At 65.9% G+C, this 14,393-nt stretch carries 14 protein-coding genes; 9 read left to right on the top strand and 5 right to left on the bottom strand.

Annotated features, from left to right (window positions below; translation table 11 throughout):
* Window positions 1–20 precede the first annotated feature (20 nt).
* On the bottom strand, window positions 21–2,042 hold the full coding sequence (locus ACF8LI_RS12055) for an Ig-like domain-containing protein (protein WP_392414312.1): 2,022 nt from the start codon (window positions 2,040–2,042) through the stop codon (window positions 21–23).
* Window positions 2,043–2,445: 403 nt separating this feature from the next.
* On the opposite strand from ACF8LI_RS12055, the gene gorA reads away from it, so the two are divergent.
* The 5 genes from gorA (at window position 2,446) to ACF8LI_RS12030 (ending at window position 7,385) form a co-directional block, all read left to right on the top strand.
* Window positions 2,446–3,795: a glutathione-disulfide reductase gene (gene gorA, locus ACF8LI_RS12050; RefSeq protein WP_016449732.1), complete on the top strand. Its 1,350-nt coding sequence runs from the start codon at window positions 2,446–2,448 to the stop codon at window positions 3,793–3,795.
* A gap of 619 nt (window positions 3,796–4,414) precedes the next feature.
* Complete coding sequence (locus ACF8LI_RS12045; RefSeq protein ID WP_047218714.1) at window positions 4,415–4,669, top strand: hypothetical protein; 255 nt, start codon at window positions 4,415–4,417, stop codon at window positions 4,667–4,669.
* Between the two features lie 114 nt (window positions 4,670–4,783).
* The gene (locus ACF8LI_RS12040; RefSeq protein ID WP_016449735.1) at window positions 4,784–5,836 is read left to right on the top strand and encodes a hypothetical protein; all 1,053 of its coding nucleotides are present in this window, start codon (window positions 4,784–4,786) and stop codon (window positions 5,834–5,836) included.
* Window positions 5,833–7,068 (top strand): NAD(P)/FAD-dependent oxidoreductase, encoded by a 1,236-nt coding sequence (locus tag ACF8LI_RS12035; protein ID WP_047218716.1) that lies wholly within the window; start codon window positions 5,833–5,835, stop codon window positions 7,066–7,068. The genes ACF8LI_RS12040 and ACF8LI_RS12035 overlap by 4 nt, the downstream gene beginning before the upstream one ends.
* Window positions 7,065–7,385: a 2Fe-2S iron-sulfur cluster-binding protein gene (locus ACF8LI_RS12030; RefSeq protein ID WP_392414311.1), complete on the top strand. Its 321-nt coding sequence runs from the start codon at window positions 7,065–7,067 to the stop codon at window positions 7,383–7,385. Before ACF8LI_RS12035 ends, ACF8LI_RS12030 begins: the two co-directional genes overlap by 4 nt.
* Window positions 7,386–7,702: 317 nt before the next feature.
* On the opposite strand, the gene ACF8LI_RS12025 is transcribed toward ACF8LI_RS12030, so the two are convergent.
* Together ACF8LI_RS12025 and ACF8LI_RS12020 are read right to left on the bottom strand one after the other, a co-directional pair.
* Window positions 7,703–8,029, bottom strand: a complete 327-nt coding sequence (locus tag ACF8LI_RS12025; RefSeq protein ID WP_392414310.1) for a hypothetical protein — start codon at window positions 8,027–8,029, stop codon at window positions 7,703–7,705.
* A 4-nt stretch (window positions 8,030–8,033) separates the two neighbouring features.
* Window positions 8,034–8,441 (bottom strand): hypothetical protein, encoded by a 408-nt coding sequence (locus ACF8LI_RS12020; protein ID WP_392414309.1) that lies wholly within the window; start codon window positions 8,439–8,441, stop codon window positions 8,034–8,036.
* 132 nt (window positions 8,442–8,573) lie between these two features.
* Between ACF8LI_RS12020 and ACF8LI_RS12015 the strand changes: the two genes are divergently transcribed.
* The gene (locus ACF8LI_RS12015; protein WP_392414308.1) at window positions 8,574–8,888 is read left to right on the top strand and encodes a hypothetical protein; all 315 of its coding nucleotides are present in this window, start codon (window positions 8,574–8,576) and stop codon (window positions 8,886–8,888) included.
* Here ACF8LI_RS12015 and ACF8LI_RS12010 read toward each other — a convergent pair.
* Both ACF8LI_RS12010 and ACF8LI_RS12005 read right to left on the bottom strand, forming a co-directional pair.
* Window positions 8,873–9,187, bottom strand: coding sequence for a hypothetical protein (locus tag ACF8LI_RS12010; RefSeq protein WP_180317701.1), 315 nt, complete (start codon window positions 9,185–9,187; stop codon window positions 8,873–8,875). The genes ACF8LI_RS12015 and ACF8LI_RS12010 overlap by 16 nt on opposite strands.
* A gap of 12 nt (window positions 9,188–9,199) precedes the next feature.
* Window positions 9,200–10,171: a LysR substrate-binding domain-containing protein gene (locus tag ACF8LI_RS12005; protein ID WP_392414307.1), complete on the bottom strand. Its 972-nt coding sequence runs from the start codon at window positions 10,169–10,171 to the stop codon at window positions 9,200–9,202.
* Between the two features lie 137 nt (window positions 10,172–10,308).
* Here ACF8LI_RS12005 and ACF8LI_RS12000 point away from each other — a divergent pair, with 137 nt between their 5' ends.
* Genes ACF8LI_RS12000 through ACF8LI_RS11990 form a run of 3 tightly spaced genes read left to right on the top strand, consistent with a single transcriptional unit; the run spans window position 10,309 to window position 14,380 of the window.
* Window positions 10,309–11,304 carry a tripartite tricarboxylate transporter substrate binding protein gene (locus ACF8LI_RS12000; protein ID WP_034391410.1) on the top strand — a complete coding sequence of 332 codons (996 nt, stop codon included), beginning with the start codon at window positions 10,309–10,311 and terminating at the stop codon, window positions 11,302–11,304.
* Between the two features lie 42 nt (window positions 11,305–11,346).
* Window positions 11,347–12,876: a UxaA family hydrolase gene (locus ACF8LI_RS11995; RefSeq protein WP_392414324.1), complete on the top strand. Its 1,530-nt coding sequence runs from the start codon at window positions 11,347–11,349 to the stop codon at window positions 12,874–12,876.
* A gap of 34 nt (window positions 12,877–12,910) precedes the next feature.
* Window positions 12,911–14,380 carry an NAD-dependent succinate-semialdehyde dehydrogenase gene (locus ACF8LI_RS11990; RefSeq protein WP_392414306.1) on the top strand — a complete coding sequence of 490 codons (1,470 nt, stop codon included), beginning with the start codon at window positions 12,911–12,913 and terminating at the stop codon, window positions 14,378–14,380.
* The last annotated feature ends 13 nt before the right edge of the window (window positions 14,381–14,393 follow it).

Here is a 14,393-nt window from a genome sequence, read left to right as displayed (position 1 = left end):
ATGCCGCCCGGCAGCCTGGCTTACCGGCCCATGCGGCCCCTGGGCAGCCTGCCGGCCCCCATCCCGGCCGCCAGCAGGCTCAGCATGACCAGCGCCACGGTATGCAGGGCCGGCACAGGCGTGGGCACCGGCGCCGCCACCACGGCCTGTGTGAAGCCCTGGCTCATCGGGGCGTGGACTGCATCCCCGCTGTAGTCGACCACAAGGCCGTGGGATCCGGCCGCCACGGGCAGCCGGACCGTGATGCTGGCGGCGCCGCCAACCAGGGGCGCCGACCCCAGCTGCGCCCCGTTGTACGAGACCGTGATGCTGCCCGAGGGGAGCGCCGCCGCCATCGCCCGCAGCGCCCCCCGTCGGTCCTGCGCCCCGGTCACGGCCGACACGCTGATGGTCACATCGTCGCCGGGCCGGGAAGGGTTGGGGGTCGAGGTGATCGCCAGGGTGGTTGTGGCCTGGGCGATCTGCACGCTTTGCTGCTGCCTTGCCGCCGCCTCGTAGTTCGCATCGCCGGCCTGGTCTGCCAGGATGCGGCAGGGTCCCGGCGCAATGAAGGAGACAGAACCGCCCGCGATGGTGCAATGGGCAGCCGTCGCCGCATCCACGGAGAACACCACCGCCTTGCCGGAAGCCCCGCCCGTTGCTGCCACGGCATAGGTATCGCCCACCTTGGCGGCCGCTGGCGCCACGGAAGTGAAGGCAATGGCCTGCGGGCCCTTGCCGATGCTCAGGGACAGGACTTGCCGGGCCGCAGGCAGATGGTTGGCATCCCCCTGCTGATCGGCGGCCAGCAGGCAGTTGTCCGTACCCGCCAGCCTGCCGGACACCTCGGCACCGCTGACGGAGCACGCCGCCGGCGTCAGGGAGCTGAACTGCACGGCCTGGGACGAGCCACCGCCGGCGGCGCTCAGAGCCACCCGTGCATCCACGACCAGGGGCGCCGGCATGCTCCAGACGATGTTCTGCGCAGCAGGCTGCACCGTCACCGGGTAAGCCACCTCGGGGGCGGGACCATAGGTCGCGTCGCCGCCCTGCCGGGCCGTCATCGTGCAAGTGCCTGCGGAATGGAAGCTGAACACCCCTGCGGCATCGACAGTGCAAACCTCTGGCGCAGATGCGGAAAACGTCACGGCCAGGCCGGAGGTAGCCGTTGCAACGGGCGTGAATGTCGTGCCGAAGGTTTGCGCCGACGGCTGCGCAAAGTCGATGGTCTGCTCCAGCCTGAGCGTGGTGAAGGGCACGCTGGCCACGTCCGGCTGCACGCGGCCTGCGCCATCCCTGGCGATGAAGTGCAGCCTGTAGGCCGTATTCACCGCCAGCCCCCCGATATCGATATCGTGGACCACGCCTGCCGTCATGCCGACCGGGGAGCCGCCGGCCTGCAGCGTGGCGGCATCCGGCGCCGCGGCGGCCGCAGCAAGCACCTGCCAGTAGCCCGTGCCGTCCCGGTCCAGCGCCACGCGGGCCTTGGCCGTCACACCGCCCGCCTGCGGGTCGACGACGGGAGCCAGACTGAAGACCGGGCGGCCCAGCACATAGCCGGCAAACCCAGGGTTTTGCGCTGCATGCCACCCATCGGACAGGGATGACAGACCCGCCCAGACCGCATTGGCGGGGATGGACGATGCGTCCATGGCGAGCAGGGTCTGGATGCCATCGAGCGAATAGTGGAAAACAGTGCTGTCGATGGGGCGCGGGAGGGAGGACCCCTCGATCTGAAAGGAGCTGATCGTGGCCCAGGCTGCCGCTGCGGGAATTCCCATGGGATCGCTCGTCCGCAGGACCTGGCCCTGGTAGCTGTATGTGTAGTCCTCGTTCCAACTGTTGAGACCCCAGCCGTCATCCCAGTAGTTGGAAGGGGTGACCCAATCCGCAGTGGAGGGCGGCGAGCCGCCTTGCTGCACCACGCCGCCCACGCTGAACGTGTATTCGGTCACCATGGACGTATACCAAGCGTTGGACTGCGTCTGGTAGCCCGTCATGACCAGCCCCTGCGCCGGCGCGGCCACGGCCGCGACGCAATGCAGGCCGGCTCCGAATACCACCACCCACGGCATCATGGCCCTGGAAAATTCCGCCTGAAGGCGACTGCCTCGTTCTCTCACATGCACTCCCGTTTCAACTTGCTGTTCTTCTGGTCCGTGCCGGGGGTACCGGCAATGCAGGAGCCTAGCGGCCGCACCTGCCCGCGCCTTGACTGCGCGTTGCGCTTTTCTTGACAGTGCGTCCCGCCCCCTGCGCAACGCGGGCTGCCGCACCACCGTCCGTTCATTCGCCACCAAACGCCTGCTGCCCCCGGCCCTGCAAAGCGGCGATATGCCGGCCAACCGGGCCGTCGTCTGGGCGCGGAGATGGCGGCATTGCCCCCGCCGCAGGCCCCTGGCCGGCGAACAGGGCAAGATGACCGGCTGCGGCATTCGGGCCGCTCAGACACAGCACGGAATCTCCATGAAGCACTACGACTACATCGTCATCGGCGGCGGCAGCGGCGGCATTGCATCGGCCAACCGCGCCGCCATGCACGGGCGCCACTGCGCGCTGATCGAAGCCGGCGAGATCGGCGGCACCTGCGTCAACGTGGGCTGCGTGCCCAAGAAGGTCATGTGGCATGCGGCCCAGATCGGCGAGGCCATGCACCGCTACGGCCCCGACTACGGCTGGGATGCCACCGTCGAGGGCCTGGACTGGCAGCGCCTGCTGGACAGCCGCAGCGCCTACATCGACCGCATCCATGCCTCGTATGAAAGCGGCCTGGCGCGCAACAAGGTCGAGCTGATCCAGGGCTTTGGCCGCTTCGTGGATGCGCGCACCGTGGAGGTGGGCGGCCAGCGGCTCAGTGCCGACCACATCCTCATCGCCACGGGCACGCGCCCGGCACGGCCCGACATACCTGGCGCCGAGCTGGGCATCGACTCCGACGGCTTCTTCGCCCTCAAGGCCCTGCCTGCGCGCACGGCCGTGGTGGGCGCCGGCTATATCGCCGTGGAGATTGCCGGCGTGCTGCACGCGCTGGGCTCGCAGACCCATCTGTTCCTGCGCCAGAACTCGGCACTGCGCGGATTCGATCCGCTGCTGAGCCAGACCCTGATGGAGATCATGGAGGCCGAAGGCCCCGCCGTGCACCGCCAGGCCACCCCGAAGGCCGTGGTCCGCAATGCCGACGGCAGCCTGGATCTGCAACTGCAGGACGGCAGCAGCCACACCGTGGACTGCGTGGTCTGGGCCGTGGGCCGCAGGCCCGACACCTCGGGCCTGAACCTGGAGGCCGCAGGCGTGGCGCTGCAGGACAGCGGCCACATCGCGGTGGACAAGTTCCAGGACACCAATGTGCCCGGCATCCACGCCGTGGGCGACATCACGGGCCGCATCGAACTCACGCCCGTGGCCGTGGCCGCAGGCCGGCGCCTGTCCGAGCGCCTGTTCAACGGCAAGACCGGCGAGCACCTGGACTACGACAACGTGCCCACCGTGGTCTTCAGCCACCCGCCCATCGGCACCGTGGGCCTGACCGAGCCGCAGGCGCGCGAGCGATTTGGCGACGATCAGGTCAAGATCTACCAGTCGGCCTTCACCGCCATGTACACGGCGGTCACGCGCCACCGCCAGCCCGCGCGCATGAAGCTGGTCTGCGTGGGCCCCGAGGAACGCATCGTGGGCATACACGGCATCGGCCTGGGGATGGACGAGATGCTGCAGGGCTTTGCCGTGGCACTCAAGATGGGCGCCACCAAGCGCGACTTCGACGATACCGTGGCCATCCACCCCACGGCGGCAGAAGAGTTCGTGACCATGCGCTGAACGGCGCGCACCACCTGCCTTCGGCGGTTGACCACCGGCCTGGGCAGGGCACGCGCCGGGCGAGCGCGAAGCCGCCCAGGTCGGCGAAGGCATCGGGAATGGCCGTGAGCAGGCCGATCTGCGCCGTGCTCCTGACGCCAGCCTCGCGGACGCTGGTGGGCAGCCACAAGCTGCGCGCGATCCGCATCCGGCTCCGCTCCTCCTCCTTCTCCTTCTCCTTTTCCTTCCCCCGACATGGACCTCCTGCCCCTGCATGCCGCCGCTGCCTGCATGGCTATGGGCTGACATTTCAGCTGCCTGCGGTGCATTTCCACCGTCCAGGGTCCTGCGTCGCCACGCTGGCCCGGTGGAAACATCCGTCCACCGCGGGAATTTCAAGCGCCTACGCTCAAACACCCTATTCAATAGCCAAAAACAAATAAAGTATTTTCCCGATAGTCAAGTCAAATCGAAAAATTCACAATCCTTGTACGCGGGGAAAAAGAGGCATTGCTCCATGGAAAGCCTTGGTGTTTCTTTGTAGGCAATCCGACTTAATTCGAGTGCATACACCTTGATTTTCCACATCAACCCAGCAGCCATGGGTCGAGAGCCGCGATCGGAGCCCAGGAGACATCCCATGCCCAGACTGCATTCGAAGACAGGGCATGGCGAGCCCGCGCCAGGCGGCATGCAGGCCAGCTTCTGGCCCCTGCGGCAAACGCACGCGCTGGGCAGCAGGCTGAAAGCAGTGTTCGCGCTGGAGGCCTTCCACCGTGCGGGCAGCGGCGCCGGGAGCCGCTTGGCCGATGAAGCCTTCTTGGCCCGCAGCGCCTATGGGGCTGAGCAGCGGCCGGGGCGCAACACCACACTCAACAAGGAGACAGATCCATGACAACCGATGTACTCGATGCCCGGTCCCCGTTGACCGGGTCGCGCAACGCGGGCCACCCTCTGCCGGCGGACCGCATGATCGTGGGCGCGCCCACGGGCGGCTGAGGAGCAGGTCATGCACGAAGCCCCCCGCCCCACCCTCCCGCCCATCGGCTGCAACGGCCGTGGCGTGCAGCGCTCCTCGCGCCACCAGCCCATCGGCCTGCAGGAGCTGCCCATACGCGAGCAGTTCCGCCTCGTCAGCGAGACCGGCGTGTTCGACTGCTTCGACCGCCTGCCGCTGCGCCACCAGCTGGCCGACTACGAGTCGGCCATCGCCGAATTCAAGCTGCCCGTGCACACCGCCAGCTGGTTCTACCGCCTGGGCGAGGACGAGGTCCTGCTGGCCGGCAACCTGCGCATCTGCCGCGAGATCGGCGTGCGCTGCCACAACATCATGACCTTCAAGCACCACCGCGACGGCCATGTGCTGTCCGATGTGGAAATTGCCGAACACTATCTGCGGGTCTATGACGACGCCATGGGCCTGGGCGTGGAGCCCAGCTTCGCGCTGCATGTGAACACGTGGACCGAAGACTTCCTGCGCGTGCGCAGCGTGGCCGGGCGCGTGCAGGCACGCGGCGTGCCCTTTCACTTCACGCTGGACTACAGCCATGTGAACTTCAAGATCGGCAACCCGGCCGAGCTGGACCGGTCTGGCGTGCGCGGGCTGCTCGAGCGCGGCGAACTGGTGCTGGACCCGTTCGAGCCCGGCTCGCTGTGCGAACAATGGCTGGACATGGGCATCGTGCGCTGGGCCCAGCTGCGCGCGGCCGGCCCCAACCAGCCCCTGAACCTGTGGCACCGCGACGAGGACGGCAGCCCGGGCCGGGGCATCCAGTACCCCATGCTGCGGCCCGGACCCGGCGAATGGCATTCGCCCTGGCATGCCTACCTGCTGGAGCCCTCCAAAGAGGCCATCCGCAAGGTGCTGGCCTGCCACCATGCGCAGCCGCACAGCCCGCTGCGCTACCTCACCACCGAATTCATCAATCTCCCCGACTACGGCCTGGGCGCAGGCTATGACCTGCTGGAGCAGAACGTGGCGGCCGCGCGCTTCATGCGGCAAGCCTGGGACGAGATCTGCGCCCGCCCCGTACTCCGGGCCTCCTGCGAAGGTGCAGCATGAACCCCGCACAACACCCCCAAGGCCATGCCGTCATCATCGGCGCCGGACACGCCGGTGGCACCCTGGCCGCCCTGCTGCGCCAATACGGCCACCCGGGCCCGATCACTGTGGTCGGCGGCGAGGACCTGCCGCCCTACCTGCGCCCGCCGCTGTCCAGGGCCTGGCTGCAGCAGGCCATGGGCCCGGACGAGCTGTTGCCGCGGCCCGCCGGCGCCTCCGCGGACCAGGCCATCGCCCTGCGCCCGGGCATGCGCGCCATGGCCATAGAGCCGGGCTCGCGGCAGGTGGCGCTGAACGACGGATCGGTGCTGCACTACGAACACCTGGTCATTGCCACAGGCTCCGCGCCGCGCTGGCTGGTCCTGCCCGGGGATGAGCGGCCTGGCATCACCTACCTGCGCACCATGGAAGACGCGCAGGCGCTGCGGGGCCATCTGCAGACCGCACGCTGCCTGGCCATCATCGGCGGCGGCTATGCGGGCCTCGAAATCGCTTCCACGGCCCGCAAGCTGGGCGTGCAGGTCCGGATCATCGAGCGCGAAGGCAGGCTGCTGACGCGCAGCGCCTCGCCGCAGATGGCTGCGCATCTGCTGCAGCTGCATGCAGGCCAGGGCGTGGAGGTGCATTTCAATGCAGCGGTCGCCGCCATCCAGGGAGACAGCCCCACCCGCATCACGGCCCTGTGGATGGCCGATGGCTCCCGACTGGAGTGCGATGCCGTGCTCATCGGCGTGGGCGCGGCGCCCTGCATGGAACTGGCGCAATCCCTCGGCCTGGACTGCGCTGACGGCATTGCCGTGGATGGCGAAGGCCGCACCGCCATGAACGGCATCTACGCCATAGGCGATGCCACGCGCCGCCCGCTGGCCGGCTACCCCGGGCTGCACCGGCTCGAAAGCGTGCCCAGCGCGCTCGAACAGGCCCGGCGCGCGGCCTGCGCCATCACGGGCAGCGAACTGCCCGCCCATGAAACGCCCTGGTTCTGGTCCGATCAGTACGACACCAGGCTGCAGATCGCCGGCCTGCCCGGCCAGGGCGACCAGACCGTGCTGCGCGGCAACCCGGCCAGCGGCAGGTTCGCCGTCCTGCACCTGCGCGGTGGCCAGCTGTGCGCCGCCGAATGCGTGAATTCGCCGGGCGAATTCATGGCTGCGCGCAAGGCCATCGCCGCCACGCACTGCGCCGACCCCGGTTTCCCAACGCTCCCCTCCAAAGCCCCACTCACGTCATGATCTCCATTGCCTTCATGGAGCACGGCGGCAGCGAGCATGCGGTGCAGGCCGCGGAGGGACAGAGCCTCATGCGCGCCGCTGTCTCCAACGGCGTGCCGGGCATCGATGCCGAATGCGGCGGCGCCTGTGCCTGCGCCACCTGCCATGTCTACATACAACCGGAGTGGCTGGACCGCGTGGGCCCGGCCCAGGGCGGCGAAAGGGAGATGCTGGACTTCGCCCTCGACGTGCGCGGAGACTCGTGGCTGGCCTGCCAGATCACGGTATCGCCACAGCTGAATGGACTGGTGGTGGGCATGCCGGTGGCGCAGAGCTGAGGGCTGTGCAGATGGGGATGCAACCCCGGACAGCCCGCCCTGCAATCGCGCACCGCCCGTGTCACCTAACGCAAGGCCGTGGGTTCCGGAACGTGTCAAGCGGCACCGCAAGCCATCGCCTGGAATCGAGAGGGCGAAGGGCTATCTCAGCCCACTACATTGGGTAATCAAATACCTCAAGAGAACCTGAGATCGTGGTCGGTAAATAGTACCTTGTATAACGGAGCAAAATCATCGTCTGAATTTATCAGCGTGAAATCCATATTCATCAAAAGAACACTCTTTTCCAGAATGACAAATCCAGCCGATACTATCTTTTAAATTATTTGATTCAACAAATGATCGCACCCTGCCCCTGAAATCACCTGCCTGCCTGATTTATCAGAATTTTCCAGGATGGCCACATAATTTCCGACCCAGGAAATAAAAATCTCATAACAACCAATACTGCCATTAATGTCAAGGCGATAGCACACATCATCGTTCACATCTGAATAGTCTTGTGCCTCAGCGATATGCTCAATCGATTCTTTCAGCGCACTGGCATCACAAGATGGAACAGATAATTCAAAGTAATTGGGTTCACGCAATGAACCATATTTCACCAGAACCTGTTCCGCAATATCCTGGATAATTGTACTCATTGAGTCACCCCCCCTGAAAGGTGACTTTTTTTATTCCACCCGTTTTATCCAGCAAAACAAGATCACGATAATATCCGGAATCTTCGTCAAGCAAATAAATATCAATCTTGAAATTCCTTGCCATAAAAGCAAAGATTGAATTCTCGACCACAACATCCTCTTCAAGATATACAGTGACCATTTTCATCCCTTGGAATTCATGAGAATCTTCAATCAGCAAAACAATTTTTTCCTTTTTCTCCACGATCTGCTCGACTGAATCTATTGCACAAACATCACCAGGAAAAAGATCCAAAGAACTCGCAAGATAACCGAGCAGTGCTGCAGCCTCATGAACGCCGTCTACAAGAAAATTATTCCAGATCATGAATTGAATCTCATCCAGATGGATTCTTAAATCATCTTCAGCCAACAGAAACCCAAGACACTCCTACAGATTCAACTCCTTTTCAAACAGAGATATCGCTTTCAACATCAGACTCTCTGGTGCATCTTGGCAAATCAACAATACAAATCTCACGCAATTGAGCCCGGGAAATGCGCCATGAGCGAAGAATTCAACGGCATCCTCCAAGCTCTCGTTCAGGGAGATAGTGACAGCATCCATATCGCCGGCGTCCAGAATCAAGTCATCAATGATCTATTCCGCGTCGGAGTAGTCTCCCCACGTCGCAAAGAATTCACACCCGATCTCCAGCAACCTCGTTATTGCAAGATTGAATCCGGGGTCCTTACCCTTACCCTTCCCCGTCACAACAAAACAGCCATGCGGAAGCGGACTGGATTGAATTTTGCCCGCATTGCAGGTTTTCGATACTACAAGCATGTTCTTCATGGGCGCATCTACATGTCCGACTGAACCCACTTCACCTCCGATGGGTGAATGGCAAAATTCGCCATCAGCTTGTTGATGGCAAAAACCGTCTCAACACTTCTGTCCACATAGATCGCTGTGCCTTTGGCCGGCGAATTCACGTAGAAATGAAAGAGGATGGTACCAACATCCTTATCCAAGGCATAGCAATAATGGCAGACATCCAGATCGTCAACATCTCTCACAAAATGCAGTCCGTGCTTTCTGGACAGCTCCGAAGGCCCATCAGACAACAGGATGACCGGCTTTGATTCGCCGCTGGGCCATGGATTATCTTCAGACATTGCTGCGTTTCCTTATCTGCCATGTTGCAATTGCTCGCCGTGGCGTGCTGTAGCCAACGACTTGCCCGCCACCGCCCGCAAACACTCCACCAGCAACCGCGTCGTCGCCGTCATCGGCTGGCCGCGCAGGGTGATCAGGCCCACGGGGGGCAGGTCGATGGGCACGGGCAGGTCCAGCACGGCGACCAGCCCCTGCTGCGCGAAATGCCCGGCCACGCCGCGCGCCATGAAGGCCACGGCGCCGCGCTGGTGCAGGAAGCTGATCTGCGACAGGAATGAGGCGGACTCCACCAGATCGGCCGGAGGATGCAGGCCGTGGGCGAAGAACTGCTGCTCCAGCTTCACGCGCAGCGATGCCCAGGGCGGGGGCATGACGCAGGGCATGTCGGCCAGCGCCTGCCAGCTCGCAGGCTGCGCCAGCAACGCATGGCCGGGGCGCACGACGGCGACCATGGGCTCGTCGTACAGGGCTTCGGTCTCCAGGTCGGGCGAGGCATAGCCGGGTTCGAGCCGGCCCACGAACAGGTCCAGCTCGCCCATGCGCAGCTTGGGCAGCAGCCGCGTGAGATCGCCCTCCTCGACCAGCACCGTGGTCTGGGCCGATCGCGCCTTCAACTGCTCGACGGCCCGGGCCAGCAGCACGGGCGTGGCCACGACCATGGCGCCCACGCTGGTGCGCCCGCGCGTGCCGCTGGCCTCGGCCGCCATTTCATCGCGCGTGCGTTCGAAGCCCGCCAGCACCGAGCGCGCAAAGCGCACCATGCTGACGCCGGCCGCCGTGGGCTCGGTGCCTCGCGTGGAGCGCTCGAACAGCGTCATGTCCAGCATGCGCTCGATCTCGGCCAGGGTCTTGGAGACGGCGGGCTGGGTCACGGCCAGGAACTCGGCGGCGCGGCCCAGATGGCGGAACTGGTCCAGCGCCACCAGCAGCTGCAGATGGCGCAGCTTGAGGTTGGAGCGCAGCACGCGGTCTATCTTGCTCATGGGGTCTTCATAGCTTTGAGGTTATGAAGCCAGTCTATCTTTTCATTGGATTGTCATGATCAGGCGCTGAACAATCGCGCCAGCCAGCCCAAGGCCCGGATCACAGGGCTGCAAAAAGCCAATACAGGAGACAAGCGATGAACACCCCACGCACACGCCATGCAAGCCGGCGCGAATTCGTGCTCGCCACCCTCGGCGCCAGCGCACTGGCAGCCACCGGCCCCCTCTTCGCCCAGAACTGGCCCGAACGCCCCATCACCTTCATCTGCCCCTGGCCTGCGGGCGGCACGGCCGACCAGTCCATGCGCGCGCTGTGCACCGTGGCCGGCAAGCTGCTGGGCCAGCCGATCGCGGTGGAGAACCGTGCGGGCGCATCGGGAATGATCGGCGCCAAGGCGCTGGCCTCGGCCAGGGCGGACGGCTACACCATCGGCCAGATTCCCATCTCGGTCACGCGCTTTTCGCAACTGGGCAGCCTGCAGGCCGATCCGCGCAAGGACTACACCTACATCGCGCGCACCTCGGGCCAGACCTTCGGCATTGCCGTGCCCGCCAATTCGCCGTTCAAGACGCTCAAGGACTTCGTGGCCGCCGCCAAGGCCCGGCCTGGCCAGGTGACCTATGCCCATGCAGGCGTGGGCGGTGCCACGCATGTGGGCATGGAGGAGTTTGCGGGCGTGGCCGGCATACAGCTCAACCATGTGCCCTACAAGGGCGGCGCCGAGGCACTGCAGGGCGTGCTGGGCGGCCACGTGGATGCGCTGGCCGACTCCAGCTCCTGGGCCCCCCATGTGGAAGCCGGCAAGCTGCGCCTGCTGGCCACCTGGGGCGAGCAGCGCACGGCGCGCTTCAAGGACGTGCCCACGCTGCGCGAATGCGGCTACGACGTGGTGGTCGATGCGCCCAACGGCATTGGCGCGCCGCGTGGCCTGGACCCGGCCGTGGCGGCCAGGCTGCGCGAGGCCTTCCGCGCCGCCGTGGCCAGCCCCGAGTTCAAGTCCGTGGCCGAGAAGCTGGATGCGCCGCTGCTCTACCTGGACGGCCCGGACTACGAGAAGTACGTGAACACGGTCTACCAGAAGGAAACCGTCCTCATCGACAAGCTCAAGCTGCGCGAATTGATGAAGGGCTGACAGCCCGCGAACCCACACCGATGAAAGCCCCGCATGTCCCGCATGTCCCGCACCGATAGCCCCCTGCTGCACCTGCATCCCAACGACAACGTGCTGGTCGCCAGGACCGCTCTGTCGCTGGGCCAGGAGATTCCCGAACTGGGCGTGCGCGCCCGCGCCCAGGTGCCTGCGGGCCACAAGATCGCCGCGCGCCGCATCGCAGAGGGCGAGCAGGTGAAGAAGTACGACACCGTGATCGGCGTGGCCACGCGTGAGCTGGAGGCCGGCGACTATGTGCACAGCCACAACCTGCGCATCGTGGACTACTACCGCGACCCGGCCTTCGGCGCCGATGTGCGGCCCGTGGACTATGTGCCGGAGGCGCAGCGCGCCAGCTTCCAGGGCTTTGTGCGCGCCGGCGGCGGCGTGGGCACGCGCAACTTCATCGGCATCCTGTCGTCGGTGAACTGCTCGGCCACGGTGATCAAGCGCATTGCCGCGCACTTCACGGCCGAGCGCATGGCGGCATTTCCCAACGTGGACGGCGTGGTGGCCTTCGCCCAGACCAGCGGCTGCGGCATGTCCTCGCCCAGCGAGCATTTCGACGTGCTGCGCCGCACGCTGGCCGGCTATGCGCGCCACCCGAATCTGGCCGGCGTGCTCATCGTGGGCCTGGGCTGCGAGCGCAACCAGGTCGATGCCCTCGTGGAGTCGCAGGGCCTGAGCGAAGGCCGGCTCATGCGCACCCTGGTGATGCAGGAGGTCGGCGGCACGCGCGTGACCATAGAGGCCGGCATCCGCGCCATCGAAGAGATGCTGCCCGAGGCCGACGCCGCGCGGCGCAGCACGGTCAGTGCCAGCCACCTGAAGATCGGGCTGGAGTGCGGCGGCTCGGACGGCTTTTCGGGCATCACGGCCAACCCGGCCCTGGGCGCGGCAATGGACATCCTGGTGCGCCACGGCGGCACGGCCATCCTGTCGGAAACGCCCGAGATCCATGGCGTGGAATTCATGCTCACGCGCCGCGCCATCACGCCTGCCGTGGGGCAGAAGCTGCTGGACCGCCTGGCCTGGTGGGAGCGCTACGCGGCCGGCCAGAACGCGCAGTTCAACGGCGTGGTCGGCCACGGCAACCAGGCCGGGGGCCTGGCCAACATCTTCGAGAAATCGCTGGGCTCGGCCATGAAGGGCGGCACCACGCCGCTGCGCGCCGTCTACGAATATGCCGAGCCCATCACCGAGCCAGGCTTCGTCTTCATGGACTCGCCGGGCTACGACCCCGTGGCCTCCACGGGCCAGATTGCCAGCGGCGCGCACCTGATCTGCTTCACCACGGGGCGCGGCTCCATGTTCGGCAGCAAGCCCGCGCCCACCATCAAGCTGGCCAGCAACACGCCCATGTACCGCCGCCTGGAGGAAGACATGGACATCAACTGCGGCCTGATCGTGGACGGCGAATGCGGCGTGCCCGAGATGGGGCAGCGCATCTTCGCGCAGATCCTGCGCCACGCCAGCGGCGAGCCCACCAAGAGCGAGACCCTGGGCCTGGGCGACCATGAGTTCGTGCCCTGGCACCTGGGCATCGTGAGCTGAGCCGCCCCCTCCAACCCTTGCATCCACCGATTCCATGCCACTGACCCTGACCCGCCCCGAGCTGCTGCGCAGCGCCAACTTCATCGCCGGCCAATGGACGACCGCGACTGCCCCGCGCCTGGCCGTGACCGACCCCGCCACGGGCGCACCGATCACCGAGGTGCCCGACTCCGGCGCCGCCGAGGCCCGCGCCGCGCTGGACGCCGCGCATGCCGCCTTCCCCGCCTGGCGCAAGACGCCTGCCAAACAGCGCGCCGCCATCATCAAGCGCTGGAACGGCCTGGTGCTGGCCCACCAGGATGACCTGGGCCGCCTCATCAGCCGCGAGCAGGGCAAGCCCCTGGCCGAGGGCAAGGGCGAGGTCGCCTATGCGGCCAGCTACATCGAATGGTTTGCCGAAGAGGCCACGCGCATGAACGGCGAGATCATTCCCGCACCCGTGCCGGGCCGGCGCATGTTTGCGCTGCGCGAGCCCGTGGGCGTGGTGGCCGCCATCACGCCCTGGAACTTTCCGGCCGCCATGATCGCCCGCAAGATCGCGCCCGCGCTGGCCGCCGGCTGCACCGTGGTCTGCAAGCCCGCGGAAGACACGCCGCTGACCTCGCTGGCCCTGGTGCTGCTGGCCCAGGAGGCGGGCGTGCCTGCGGGCGTGCTCAACATCGTCACGGCCTCGCGCGAGAAGACGCCCGAGGTGGTGGATGTCTGGCTGGACGATGCGCGCGTGCGCAAGATCACCTTCACGGGATCCACGCCCGTGGGCAAGCACCTGGCGCGGCGCAGCGCCGACACGCTCAAGAAGCTCTCGCTGGAGCTGGGCGGCAATGCGCCCTTCATCGTCTTCGAGGATGCCGACATCGATGCCGCCGTCGACGGCTTCATGGCCGCCAAGTTCCGCAATGGCGGCCAGACCTGCGTCTGCCCCAACCGCGTCTTCGTGCACCGCAGCGTGCACGACGTGTTTGCACAGAAGCTGGCCGCGCGTGTGGCCGCGCTGCACGTGGGCCCGGCCAGCGACCCGGCCTCGCAGATCGGCCCCATGATCAATGCGCGCGCCGTGGAAAAGATCGAGCGCCATGTGCAGGACGCCGTGGCGCGCGGCGCCAGGGTGCTCACGGGCGGCAGGCGCCTGGATGCCTTGGGCGCCAACTACTACGCGCCCACCGTGCTCACGGGCGCCGACGCCTCCATGGCCTGCGCCTGCGAGGAAACCTTCGGCCCCGTGGCGCCGCTCACCGTCTTCGACAGCGAGGACGAGGTCATCGCCGCCGCCAACGACACGCCCTTCGGCCTGGCCGCCTACTTCTACAGCAACGACGCACGCCGCATCTGGCGCATGGCCGATGCGTTGGAGACCGGCATCGTCGGCATCAACGAAGGCGCACTGGCCGCCGAGGCAGCGCCCTTCGGCGGTGTCAAGGAATCGGGCTACGGCCGCGAGGGCTCCACCCACGGCCTGGACGACTACCTGCACACCAAGTACGTCTGCCAGGGCCTGCTGGACTGAATCTTTCCCTCAA

Origin of the sequence: Delftia sp. WSY_12 (assembly GCF_043104645.1) — a bacterium.
GTDB lineage: Bacteria > Pseudomonadota > Gammaproteobacteria > Burkholderiales > Burkholderiaceae_C > Comamonas > Comamonas tsuruhatensis.
Note: the sequence above shows the minus strand (reverse complement) of the source record. Positions and strands in the feature narration are given on the sequence as shown.

What these genes read in the sequence shown, in the direction of transcription:
- gorA (WP_016449732.1), top strand. Translation starts at nt 2,446, where the DNA reads ATGAAGCACTACGACTACATCGTCATCGGCGGCGGCAGCGGCGGCATT.
- ACF8LI_RS12045 (WP_047218714.1), top strand. Translation starts at nt 4,415, where the DNA reads ATGCCCAGACTGCATTCGAAGACAGGGCATGGCGAGCCCGCGCCAGGC.
- ACF8LI_RS12040 (WP_016449735.1), top strand. Translation starts at nt 4,784, where the DNA reads ATGCACGAAGCCCCCCGCCCCACCCTCCCGCCCATCGGCTGCAACGGC.
- ACF8LI_RS12035 (WP_047218716.1), top strand. Translation starts at nt 5,833, where the DNA reads ATGAACCCCGCACAACACCCCCAAGGCCATGCCGTCATCATCGGCGCC.
- ACF8LI_RS12030 (WP_392414311.1), top strand. Translation starts at nt 7,065, where the DNA reads ATGATCTCCATTGCCTTCATGGAGCACGGCGGCAGCGAGCATGCGGTG.
- ACF8LI_RS12025 (WP_392414310.1), bottom strand. Translation starts at nt 8,029, where the DNA reads ATGAGTACAATTATCCAGGATATTGCGGAACAGGTTCTGGTGAAATAT.
- ACF8LI_RS12015 (WP_392414308.1), top strand. Translation starts at nt 8,574, where the DNA reads ATGAGCGAAGAATTCAACGGCATCCTCCAAGCTCTCGTTCAGGGAGAT.
- ACF8LI_RS12010 (WP_180317701.1), bottom strand. Translation starts at nt 9,187, where the DNA reads ATGTCTGAAGATAATCCATGGCCCAGCGGCGAATCAAAGCCGGTCATC.
- ACF8LI_RS12005 (WP_392414307.1), bottom strand. Translation starts at nt 10,171, where the DNA reads ATGAGCAAGATAGACCGCGTGCTGCGCTCCAACCTCAAGCTGCGCCAT.
- ACF8LI_RS12000 (WP_034391410.1), top strand. Translation starts at nt 10,309, where the DNA reads ATGAACACCCCACGCACACGCCATGCAAGCCGGCGCGAATTCGTGCTC.
- ACF8LI_RS11995 (WP_392414324.1), top strand. Translation starts at nt 11,347, where the DNA reads ATGTCCCGCACCGATAGCCCCCTGCTGCACCTGCATCCCAACGACAAC.
- ACF8LI_RS11990 (WP_392414306.1), top strand. Translation starts at nt 12,911, where the DNA reads ATGCCACTGACCCTGACCCGCCCCGAGCTGCTGCGCAGCGCCAACTTC.